The 11,333-nt window shown below is 73.1% G+C and carries 10 protein-coding genes; 4 read left to right on the forward strand and 6 right to left on the reverse strand.

Annotated features, from left to right (window positions below; all coding sequences use genetic code 11):
* Positions 1–36: 36 nt before the first annotated feature.
* Complete coding sequence (locus tag ACY34I_RS22895; protein ID WP_462757119.1) at positions 37–1,386, reverse strand: cell division protein PerM; 1,350 nt, start codon at positions 1,384–1,386, stop codon at positions 37–39.
* Positions 1,387–1,543: 157 nt separating this feature from the next.
* Between ACY34I_RS22895 and ACY34I_RS22900 the strand changes: the two genes are divergently transcribed.
* Positions 1,544–1,813 carry a DUF4190 domain-containing protein gene (locus ACY34I_RS22900; RefSeq protein WP_148793636.1) on the forward strand — a complete coding sequence of 90 codons (270 nt, stop codon included), beginning with the start codon at positions 1,544–1,546 and terminating at the stop codon, positions 1,811–1,813.
* 55 nt (positions 1,814–1,868) lie between these two features.
* Here the strand turns inward: ACY34I_RS22900 and sucD are convergent, their stop codons facing one another.
* The 4 genes from sucD to ACY34I_RS22920 form a co-directional block, all read right to left on the reverse strand.
* Positions 1,869–2,756, reverse strand: a complete 888-nt coding sequence (gene sucD / locus ACY34I_RS22905) for a succinate--CoA ligase subunit alpha (RefSeq protein ID WP_462757120.1) — start codon at positions 2,754–2,756, stop codon at positions 1,869–1,871.
* A gap of 2 nt (positions 2,757–2,758) precedes the next feature.
* Positions 2,759–3,937 carry an ADP-forming succinate--CoA ligase subunit beta gene (gene sucC, locus ACY34I_RS22910; protein ID WP_355351352.1) on the reverse strand — a complete coding sequence of 393 codons (1,179 nt, stop codon included), beginning with the start codon at positions 3,935–3,937 and terminating at the stop codon, positions 2,759–2,761.
* Between the two features lie 181 nt (positions 3,938–4,118).
* The gene (locus ACY34I_RS22915; RefSeq protein WP_462757121.1) at positions 4,119–5,015 is read right to left on the reverse strand and encodes a hypothetical protein; all 897 of its coding nucleotides are present in this window, start codon (positions 5,013–5,015) and stop codon (positions 4,119–4,121) included.
* A gap of 459 nt (positions 5,016–5,474) precedes the next feature.
* Entirely contained in the window at positions 5,475–5,879 is a 405-nt protein-coding gene (locus ACY34I_RS22920; protein WP_148793632.1) for a cobalamin B12-binding domain-containing protein, read from the reverse strand.
* A 478-nt stretch (positions 5,880–6,357) separates the two neighbouring features.
* On the opposite strand from ACY34I_RS22920, the gene ACY34I_RS22925 reads away from it, so the two are divergent.
* Positions 6,358–7,071: a M23 family metallopeptidase gene (locus tag ACY34I_RS22925; protein ID WP_462757122.1), complete on the forward strand. Its 714-nt coding sequence runs from the start codon at positions 6,358–6,360 to the stop codon at positions 7,069–7,071.
* A gap of 252 nt (positions 7,072–7,323) precedes the next feature.
* Positions 7,324–8,115, forward strand: coding sequence for a M23 family metallopeptidase (locus tag ACY34I_RS22930; RefSeq protein WP_462757123.1), 792 nt, complete (start codon positions 7,324–7,326; stop codon positions 8,113–8,115).
* Positions 8,116–8,170: 55 nt separating this feature from the next.
* Here the strand turns inward: ACY34I_RS22930 and pcrA are convergent, their stop codons facing one another.
* The gene (gene pcrA / locus ACY34I_RS22935; protein WP_462757124.1) at positions 8,171–10,624 is read right to left on the reverse strand and encodes a DNA helicase PcrA; all 2,454 of its coding nucleotides are present in this window, start codon (positions 10,622–10,624) and stop codon (positions 8,171–8,173) included.
* Between the two features lie 300 nt (positions 10,625–10,924).
* Between pcrA and ACY34I_RS22940 the strand changes: the two genes are divergently transcribed.
* Positions 10,925–11,278, forward strand: coding sequence for a chorismate mutase (locus ACY34I_RS22940; protein WP_148793628.1), 354 nt, complete (start codon positions 10,925–10,927; stop codon positions 11,276–11,278).
* Positions 11,279–11,333 lie beyond the last annotated feature (55 nt).

Consider the following 11,333-nt stretch of genomic DNA (forward strand, 5'->3'; position numbering starts at 1 on the left):
TCGGGATCTCGTCGTCTCCCGACGCGAACTCCTTGATCAGCGCGGCGGGGCGGGTGGACGAGGAGTGGCGGCGGGGCGCGAGGAGGCGGGGCGGCTGGGGGTCTGCGCGCGGGCCAGCGTCTTGGTGGCGGCGGCGCCGAGCAGGGTGCCGGCGGCGACCACCAGGGTCGCCACCCCGGCCACCTGCCACCAGACCGGGCCGATCTCGACCAGCCGGCCGCCGCCGAGCGGGCCGCCGGAGAGCGCGGCGGCCAGGCCGAGCAGCGCCCCGGCGACGGGGCCGGCGAGCGCCGCCGGGACGAGCAGCGCGGGCCAGCCGAGCGTCGCCCGCTCGTCGGCGGCGATCCGCAGCAGCCGCCGGGCCAGCAGCCAGCCGGCCGCCATACCGGCCAGCACCGGCACCGCGAGCAACCCCGCGCCGGCCCCGTCCATCGGGCCGCGCGGCAGCCCGGCCAGCAGCGGTACGGCCGGTAGCGCGCCGAGCGAGACCTCTCTGATCTGGACGGCGGTGCCGGTGCCGACGGCGAACCCGGGCCCGAGCAGGTAACTGGCCGACCAGACGGTGGCGTTCGGCGCGTACGCGAGGCTGACCAGGGTGATCCCGGCCTGACCGGCCACCCCGGTCCGGTAGGCGCCGATCATGTCGGCCGCGTCGCCGCCCCCGGTCGCCACCGAGAGGCCGGCCGCCCCGGCACCCGCCCCGAGCAGCAGCAGCCCGGCGACCAGCCCGGTCCGCACCCCGTCCCGCAGCGACGGCGGCGAGCGCCGGGCCAGCAGCACCGACACGGCGGTGGTACGCGCCGCGCCGACCAGGGCGCAGGCCGTACCGAAGATCGCGAAGGTCACGCCGGCCCGGACCGGGGACACCCGCGGGCCGCCCGCGCCGACCGCGATCGCGGCGACGGCGCCGAGCAGCGCGTACCCGATCCCGACGGCGACCGCGGCGGTGAGCGCCTGCCGGGGCGAGCGGCCACCGCGCGCGCCGATGGCCCGGCTGACGTGCACGCCGGCCCTGGTGAGCCGCCAGACAGCGAGCGCGGTGAGGGCGAGCGGCGCCAGGCCGAGCGGCCCGGCGGAGGTCTCCAGCGGCACCCCGTGGCCGAGCAGCCAGCCGGCGGCGCCGGCGCGCAACGCGCCGGGCAGCGACCCGGCGTCCGCGCTGAGCTGGGCCAGGCCGAGCACCAGGGTGACCGGCAACCAGGACGTCACGGCGGCCCAGCCGGCCGCCACCCCGGCGGCGACGGGCAGCGGGGCCCGACCGCGCGACGGCTTCCCGGAGCGGGGCGCGGGCACCCGGGGCGCCGGTCCGGCGCGGCCGGTCGGCCGGGCGCCGTCGGCGACACCGGCGGCAGGGCGGCGGGGCTGGTCAGGGGTGACGGGTGACATCGGGCTCTACTCTGGCATGTCACACGGGCGGCGGCAGTCCGATACCGCTCCGGCAGCACGGCGAGTTCCCTGATCCACCGGCCCGACCGCGGTGATCCGGTTAGCCTCGGCCCAGGACGCGACCGCTCGTCGCGGCCCGGCCCGCTCGGAGGAAGCCGTGAACGCTCCGTATCCGCCGCCGCCACCACCGCCGGCCACCGGCCGGGACCGGACCACTCTCTGGGGCGTCCTGGGGATCGTCCTCGGCCTGCTCTGCTGCGGCATCCTGGGCATCGTCCTCGGCTACCTGTCGATCCGGGACGCGCGGCGCTTCGGGCGGTCCCAACTGCTCGGCTGGCTGGCCATCGCGCTGGGCGTCATCAACCTCATCGCCAGCGCGATCGTCCGGGCGCGGGGCGCCTACTACCACCCCTACTGGTACCGCTGAGACGGCGAGGGGGCCGACCGGACCCGGTCGACCCCCTCGGCCGTGACACGACCGCTCAGCGGCCGGACATGATCTCCCGCATCAGCTTGGCGGTCTCGGTCGGCGTCTTGCCGACCTTCACGCCGACCGCCTCCAGCGCCGCCTTCTTCGCGTCGGCGGTGCCCGCCGAGCCGGAGATGATGGCGCCGGCGTGGCCCATGGTCTTGCCGGGCGGGGCGGTGAAGCCGGCGATGTAGCCGACCACCGGCTTGGTCACGTTGGCCTTGATGAACTCGGCCGCCCGCTCCTCGGCGTCGCCGCCGATCTCACCGATCATCACGATGGCGTCGGTCTCCGGGTCCGCCTCGAACGCGGCCAGCGCGTCGATGTGGGTGGTGCCGATGATCGGGTCGCCACCGATGCCGACGCAGGTCGAGAAGCCGATGTCGCGCAGCTCGTACATCATCTGGTAGGTCAGCGTGCCGCTCTTGCTGACCAGGCCGATCCGGCCGCTGCCGGTGATGTCGGCCGGGATGATCCCGGCGTTGGAGGCGCCCGGCGAGGCGATGCCCGGGCAGTTCGGGCCGATGATCCGGGTCCGCTCGCCCTTCGCCACGTTGTACGCCCAGAACGCGGCGGTGTCGTGCACCGGCACGCCCTCGGTGATCACCACGGCCAGGTCGATGCCGGCGTCGATCGCCTCGATGACCGCGGCCTTGGTGAACTGCGGCGGCACGAAGATGACCGTGACGTCCGCGCCGGTCTCCTTCATGGCGTCCGCGACGGACGCGAACACCGGCAGCTCGGTGCCGTCGAAGTCGACCTTCTGACCCGCCTTGCGCGGGTTGACGCCGCCGACGACGTTAGTGCCGGCGGCGAGCATCCGCCGGGTGTGCTTGGAACCCTCGGAGCCGGTCATCCCCTGCACGATGACCTTGGAGTCCTTGGTCAGCCAGATAGCCATTGTCAGACCCCCGCAGCTGCCAGCTCGGCGGCCCGCTCGGCCGCGCCGTCCATGGTGTCGACCCGCTGGATCAGCGGGTTGTTCGCGTCGTCGAGGATCGCCCGGCCGGCCTCGGCGTTGTTGCCGTCGAGGCGGACGACGAGCGGCTTGGTGGCCTTCTCGCCGCGCTGCTCGAGCAGCGCCAGCGCCTGCACGATGCCGTTGGCGACCGCGTCGCACGCGGTGATGCCGCCGAAGACGTTGACGAAGACGCTCTTCACCGACGGGTCGGAGAGGACGATCTCCAGGCCGTTCGCCATCACCTCGGCGCTCGCGCCGCCGCCGATGTCGAGGAAGTTGGCCGGCTTGACGCCGCCGTGCCGCTCACCGGCGTACGCGACCACGTCGAGGGTGGACATGACCAGGCCCGCGCCGTTGCCGATGATGCCGACCTCGCCGTCGAGCTTGACGTAGTTGAGGTCCTTCTCCTTGGCGGCCTGCTCCAGCGGGTCCACCGACGCCTGGTCGACCAGGGCCTCGTGGTCCGGGTGCCGGAACGCAGCGTTCTCGTCGAGGGTGACCTTGGCGTCCAGCAGCAGCAGCTTGCCGTCCTTGGTCGTGGCCAGCGGGTTGACCTCGACCAGCGTGGCGTCCTCGGCGACGAACGCCTGCCACAGCTTGACCGCGACCTCGACCACCTGGTCGGCGACCTCGGCCGGGAAGCCGGCCGCGCTCACGATCTCGCGCGCCTTCGCCTCGTCCACGCCGGTGTTGGCGTCGATCGGGGCCTTGACGACCTTCTCGGGGGTGTCGGCGGCGACCTGCTCGATGTCCATGCCGCCGGCCACGCTGGCGATGCAGAGGAAGGTGCGGTTCGCCCGGTCGAGCAGGTACGAGAAGTAGTACTCCTCGGCCACGTCCGCGGTCACGGTGATCATGACCTTGTGGACCGTGTGACCCTTGATGTCCATGCCGAGGATGTCGGTGGCGCGGGCCACCGTCTCCTCCGCGCCCTCGGCCAGCTTCACGCCGCCGGCCTTGCCGCGGCCGCCGACCTTCACCTGCGCCTTGACGACCACCCGGCCGCCGAGGCGCTCGGCGATCGCGCGGGCCTCCTCCGGGGTAGTGGCGACGCCGCCGGCGAGCACGGGCAACCCGTGCCGCTCGAACAGGTCCCGCCCCTGGTACTCGTACAGGTCCACGATTGCGCGTCCCGTCCCGTCTCCGCGGCGCGCCCTCGCGCCGCCACCAGCGTTGGAAAATCAGTTTGACGCCTGTCATCAGAAGAGACAGGCCATTTGCCGCAGCCTAACGAGATGGGAACCAGGGGCAACCGAGCGGGTGCGTGGTGTGCGGTAATGCACAGCCGCCGGACGCCTCGGGTCAGCCCACCCGGCAGCGGCCGGCCGCGTACCCGATCACCGCCCGCATGATCTCCTCCTCGGAGCGGTCGGCGTACCGGACGGTGGCGGTGAAGCCGGTGCCGAAGAACGCCTGCTGCATCCCGGAGTCCAGCGCGGTGAACGCCCCCAGGCCGGTCCCGGCGCGCGGGTCGCGCGGCTTCACGCAGAGCATCTTCTCCAGCGCCCAGCGCCGCAGGTAGATCCGGTCGATCGCCTCCCAGGGCAGCCAGATCGCCTGCCCCCGCGTCGGCCGAGTCTTGATCCACAGCCCGGCCGGCCCCACCGCGAGCAACGGACCGCCGGAGGAGACCAGCCAGAGCTGCAGGCCCAGCGGCAGCGCGGCGAACAGCAGGAACACCGGGATGACGAACAGCAGTACGGGGCCGCCGTCGCCGGACGCCGCGATGCCGATCGGGCAGGCCAGTACCAGACCGATGAAGAGCATCAGGCCCCCGAAGAGCAGCGCCCGCCGGCCCAGGCTCGGCCGAGCCACGAACGGCAGGTCCTCCGGGATCCGTTTCGCCGTCCGCGTCGGCGGCGGCGGCCACTGCCCCGGCCCGAACCCACCCGGGTACGCCGGCCCGGCAGGGTGCCCCGGCCCGCCCGGGTACGCGTGCTGCGGCGGCCCGGGCCAGGCCGCGCCGGGCTGCTGCCCCGGCGCGCCGGGGTGATGTGGCGCGGACCAGCCCGGAGCCGGGTACGTGTGCTGCGGCGGCCCGGACCAGCCCGGCGTCGGCGGCTGGTGCGGCGGCGCGGGCCAGCCGGGGACGGCCTGGTGCGGCGCGGACCAGCCGGGACCAGGGGGTGTGGGCGCGTCTGGCCCGGTGGGCGGCCATTCGCCGCCGGCGTCACGCTGCGGGTACGGCGGCTGGGTCACGGCGGGCTCCCGGCGGGATCGTCGACCGCGGAACGCGGTACGGGCAGCCACACGATACGACTCCCGGCGGGAAGGCCCGGAGAGCCGGGCTGCTCGGGTGCCGCCCCAGGGCACCGGATCGGCGCGACGTCAGATGATTGGGCGCGGGTCAGCCGTCCGGGGGATTTGCGGATGGGGCGTAACCGCCCGGTGGGGGCGTCGTTGAGTCTGATGTCGGAGCGCTGGTACAGCGCGACGACGGGAGCGGCCGATGCCCTGTCGGTCGAGGGGTGGCGGCGGGGCATCGTGCATAGAGGGGCCGGACGTGTGAGGGGTGCGTCCGGCCCCTCCCCCTGTCCGGGTTCCGGTCCCGGTCGCTCCAGGTCGGCGACACCCCGGGTATCCCGCCACTCCGGCACTCCGGCGCGGCTCAGCGGTCCGACCCCGGTCGGCACGCGACCCTGCCGGACCGGACGCCGGTCAGGCGACCGGCTGGGCGACGTTCTGCCGGACCCAGTCGACGATGGACTGCGTGGTGGCGCCCGGGGTGAAGATCTTCGCGACGCCGAGCCGCTCCAGCTCGGGGATGTCGGCGTCCGGGATGATGCCGCCACCGAAGACCACGATGTCGGCCGCGTCCCGCTCGGCGAGCAACTCCAGGACCCGCTTGAAGAGCGTCATGTGCGCCCCGGAGAGCACGGAGAGGCCGACCGCGTCGGCGTCCTCCTGGATCGCGGTCTCCACGATCTGCTCCGGGGTCTGGTGCAGGCCGGTGTAGATGACCTCCATGCCGGCGTCCCGCAGGGCGCGCGCGACGACCTTCGCGCCCCGGTCGTGGCCGTCCAGGCCGGGCTTCGCGACGACGACCCGGATACGAGAGCTCATCAGCGCACACCTTTCACCGGCTACGGCACTGTCACCTGAACGAACGGTAACCCGCCCGGCCGGCTGCCGGAAACCCGGGCCGGCACCCTTGGGGGCCTGTCTTCATACGGGCCCCTCCCGGCCGACCGCGCCCGTCCGCGCGGCACCCGGCCGGCGGCCACCCGGAGCGCCGCGGCCATTACCGTGCGGCGCCGTACGCGGAAAGCCGGACACCTCCGCCGAACGGTCACTGTGCGCGACGAACGGACGGTTACCGGGCCACCCGACCGGCGGCACGAGACATGACAAGAGCGGATGTAAAGGGACAGAAAGAAACACCATTTCGGCGCTTTGGCTTGTGACCAGAGTGGCGGTTGGCTAACGTGTCCACGGTTGTCATCAGGTCCACGGACGGGTGACGACGCGGCCACCGGACGTTCGACGGAGCTTCACCGAACGGCTCGAGGTCGCATCGGATCCCCGACAACGGAGGGTGTGCGTGCGCCAGCGCCTGTCGTCTGAGCCCGATAGATATCGCGGTCGACGCCGCGTACCCACCCCCCCGCGGAGCCGCTACGCCGCGGTCGTGACCACCGCCTTCGTGGGAGCCGGCATCGTTGCCCTCGGCGCGAACGCCCTCCCCGACGCCAAGAGCGTCAGCCCTTCGGTCCTCGACGAGCTCAAGCAGGCGTCGGTCACCAGTCAGGACGCGGCGAGCCGGGCCGACAGCGCCGACCGGGCGACCCGCGACAGCCGCGCCCAGAGCAAGGCCTCCACCGAGCAGGACGCCTGGCTGCTGCCCCTGCACGGCTACGACTTCAACTCGCCCTACGGCATGCGCTGGGGCAAGCTGCACAGCGGCATCGACCTGGTCGCCCCGGAGGGCACCCCGTACGTCGCCATCCACGGCGGCACGGTCACCAAGGCGGGCTGGTTCGGCGGCTACGGCTACGCGGTGATCGTCCAGCACTCGGACGGCAGCGAGGCCATCTACGGCCAGTCCTCGGCGATCAGCGTCAAGGAGGGCCAGCAGGTCAAGGCCGGCGACCAACTCGGCCTGGTGGGCAGCACCGGCCACGCCTACGGCTCCCACCTGCACCTGGAGATCCATGTCAACGGGCAGCCGCTGGACCCGGTGCCGTGGCTCAAGGACCGCGGAGTGGACATCCAGCTGCAAATCGAGGCAATCTACAGCGAGGTAGCCGCGTCCTAACGCTGCGTACCGCCCGCTCGCCGCCCGGATCGCTCGATCCGGGCGGTTTTTCGTGGGGGCAAAGTTGGCTGGGTCACAGCGGGAAGTGTGAGCAGCGCCACGACCGCACATGATCCTTTTCTCGAGCAAATCGCACCGGAATGGGCTGAACCCGGACACGAGCGATCACCAGTCCGGCCCGTCCTCCCGGACCCAGTACCCACCACGACCGGAGCCGACACCAGTATTTCGAGGTCACGTGCCCCTCGACTGATGAAGGTCCCCGTGCAGGAAGACAGCTCCACCCCGAACGAGAACATCCCGGCCGCCCCCGGCCGGCACCGGCGGCGCGCCAGCACGGGTCGGCGGGCCACCTACCTCGTCCTCGGCGCCGTCGCCCTGGTCGCCCTCGGCCTCGGCGGCGTCTCCGTGGCCACCGCCGACCGCGGCACCCCGGCCCCGGCCGCCGTCGACTTCGACGCCCAGGCCCGCGCCGAGGACGCCGCCCGGGCCGACCGCTCCGTCCGTGAGTCGATCGCCCCGGTCACCCCGTCGGCCACCCCGGTCAGCCCGTCCCCGAGCCCGACCGCGGCCAGCCCCACGCCGACGAGGACCGCCACCGCCAAGCCGAAGCCGCAGCCGAAGAAGACCGTCAAGCCGAAGCCCAGCTGGGTGATCCCGATGAAGGGCGCCACGATCACCTCCTGCTACGGGCCGCGCTGGGGCACCCTGCACGCCGGCATCGACTTCGCCATGCCCGCCGGCACCCCGATCCACGCCGCCGCGGCCGGCACCGTCGTCAAGGCCGGCGACGCCAGCGACGGGTACGGCAACTCGGTCTTCATCGACCACCACAACGGCTACCTGACGCACTACGCGCACCAGAGCCGGCTGATCGTCAGCGTCGGCGACAAGGTGAGCGCCGGCCAGGTCATCGGCTACGAGGGCGCCACCGGCGACGCGACCGGCCCGCACCTGCACTTCGAGGTGCATCAGGGGCAGATGTGGAACCAGATCGACCCGGCGCCGTTCCTGCGCGCCCGGGGCATCAACGTGGCCTGCTGACGGCCACGGCACGAGGAGAGACCCGGTCCGGCACCCGCCGGGCCGGGTCTCGCCGTCAAAGCTTGTCGATCGGGGCGTGCCGGAGCACCAGCCACATGGTCTGATCACCGAAGTCGATCTGTGCCCGGGCGCCCGGGCCGTGCCCCTCCACGGCCAGCACCCGGCCCAGCCCGTAGCGCTGGTGGTTGACCCGGTCCCCCACCGACACCTTCGGCACCTGCCGCAGCTCGCTGGCGGTGGACAGCCGGCTGCCGTCCACGCCGAGCCGCTTGGCGAGCTGGGTCGCCTTCGGCGTACCCCCGGTGAAGCCGCCACGCCCGCCGGGCGCGCGGTCCGCGCGGCCGCCGACGCCACCGCCCCCGCCGGCCCAGGAGGTGTACGAGGCCTCGACGCGCTCCCAGCGGACCAGCTCCGGCGGCAGCTCCTCGAGGAAGCGCGACGCCGGGTTGTATGCCGGCGCGCCCCAGGCCGAGCGGGTGACCGCCCGGGACAGGTAGAGCCGCTGCCGAGCCCGGGTGATGCCCACGTACGCCAGCCGCCGCTCCTCCTCCAGCTCCCGGTTGTCGCCCAGCGAGCGCAGGTGCGGGAAGACGCCGTCCTCCAGGCCGGTCAGGAAGACCACCGGGAACTCCAGGCCCTTCGCCGTGTGCAGCGTCATCAGGGTGACCACGCCCTGGTGCTCGGGGTCGTCGGCGGGGACCTGGTCGGCGTCGGCGACCAGCGCCACCTGCTCCAGGAAGCCGGCCACGGTGGCCCGCTCGCCCTCCTCGCCCAGCGCCTCGATCCGTTCGGTGTATTCCCGGGCGACGCTCACCAGCTCCTGGAGGTTGTCCACCCGGCCGGCGTCCTGCGGGTCCAGGCTCTCCTCCAGCTCGGTGAGGTAGCCCGAGCGGGTCAGCAGGGCCTCCAGCACATCCTCCGGGGTGCCCGTCTCGGCCAGCTCGCGGGCGGAGTCGAGGAGTGCGACGAACTCCGCGATCCCGTTGGCGGCCCGGGTGGAGATCCCGGGCGCGTCCTTGGCCCGGCGCAGCGCCGCGCCGAAGGAGATCCGGTCCCGGCTGGCCAGCGCCTCCACGCACGCCTCGGCCCGCTCGCCGATGCCCCGGCGCGGGGTGTTGAGGATCCGGCGCAGGCTGACCGTGTCGTCGTCGTTGACCACCGCGCGCAGGTAGGCCAGCGCGTCGCGGACCTCCTTGCGCTCGTAGAACCGCACCCCGCCGACCACCTTGTAGGGCAGGCCGACCCGGATGAACACCTCCTCGAAGACCCGGGACATGGCGTTGGTGCGGTAGAAAACGGCCACGTCGCCGGGGCGGGTGTCGCCCTGGTCGACCAGGCGGTCGATCTCCCGGGCCACCCAGTCCGCCTCGGCGTGCTCGGTGTCGGCCACGTACCCGACGATCTGCTCGCCGGCCCCGGCGTCGCTCCACAGCCGCTTGGGCTTGCGAGAGGTGTTCCGGTCGATCACCGCGTTGGCGGCGTTGAGGATGGTCTGGGTGGAGCGGTAGTTCTGCTCCAGCAGGATCGTCCGGGCGTCGGTGAAGTCGCGCTCGAACTCCAGGATGTTGCGGATGGTCGCGCCCCGGAACGCGTAGATCGACTGGTCGGCGTCACCCACCACGCACAGCTCGGCCGGCGGGATCCCCTCGGTGCCGGAGACGAGCTCCTTGATCAGCACGTACTGGGCGTGGTTGGTGTCCTGGTACTCGTCCACCAGCACGTGCCGGAACCGGCGCCGGTAGCTCTCCGCGACGTGCGGATGCGACTGGAGCAGGTGCACCGTCGTCATGATCAGGTCGTCGAAGTCCAGCGCGTGCGCCTCGCGCAGCCGCCGCTGGTAGAGCGTGTACGCCTCGGCCAGCGCCCGTTCGTTGGGCCCCTTGGCCCGGGCGGCGAACGCCTCCGGGTCGACCAGCTCGTTCTTCAGGTTGGAGACCTGGGCGGCCAGGCCGCGTGCCGGGTAGCGCTTCGGGTCCAGGTCCAGCTCACGGGCGACGAGCTGCATCAGCCGGCGGGAGTCGTCCGCGTCGTAGATCGAGAAGGTGGACTTGAGCCCGGCGTGCTCGTGCTCGGCGCGCAGGATCCGGACGCAGGCCGAGTGGAAGGTCGACACCCACATCAACCGGGCGCGCGGACCGACCAGGGCGGCCACCCGGTCCTTCATCTCACCGGCGGCCTTGTTGGTGAAGGTGATCGCGATGATCTCGCCCGGGTGCACGTCCCGCGCGGCCAGCAGGTAGGCGATCCGGTTGGTCAGCACCCGGGTCTTGCCGGAGCCGGCACCGGCCACGATCAGCAGCGGGGAACCGGCGTGGGTGACCGCGTCCCGCTGGGGACCGTTCAACCCGTCGAGGAGAGCCTGCGGGTCCTGCCGGGCCGACGGCTCCAGGTCGTGGCGCGGCGACAGACGCGCCGAGCTGGAGTCGTCGTAGGCCCCGGGCCGGCGCGACGGGGTCGGCCGGGACTCCGGCGCGGGCGGGGACGCGGGGATGTCGAAGAGAGGATGCATCGCACGGCGAGTCTATGCCGACGGGCGGACACTTCCCGCCCATGCCGGCCCGGACGAGACGGAGCCGTCACCGCCGTGCCCCGTCCCACCTGTTGGCCGGTTTCCTTGCGCGACGCGCCCGCCGGTCGGCATACTCGACGACGTGTTCGGTCAGCGCTTCTACTTTTACTACGGCACCGGGAGTCCGGCAGCCGTAGGTCGCGCCTGATCACAGACCTGCGAAAGCCCCGGGCTCCTGGAGCCCGGGGCATTTTCGTCCCGGGATCCGGGCACCGGGCCCGAGACCCGGAAGGTACGACGATGATGACTGACGTGGTGGAGTCCAGCGGCAGCCTGGCACGGAACGAGCGGCCCGACGGCGCCGACCCGACCGGGGCCGCGGCGGCGCGGACCGGCACCGGCGACTCGGCGGCCGCCGAGCGGATCGTGGCCATCCGCGAGCGGATCGACGAGATCGACCGCACGATCATCGCCCTCTGGCAGGAGCGGGCCGCGCTGTCCCAGGAGGTCGGAGCCACCCGGATGGCCTCCGGCGGCACCCGCCTGGTGCTGTCCCGGGAGCGGGAGATCCTGGAGCGGTTCCGGCAGGCGCTCGGGGCCGACGGCACCCAGCTCGCGCTGCTGCTGCTCCGCGCCGGTCGTGGCCCGCTGTGAGGGGCCCCGACATGACGAACCGCCTGCCGGCGTCGAGCTGACGCCGGCAGGCGGT

It is taken from the genome of Micromonospora sp. RTBAU3-60, assembly GCF_054963695.1.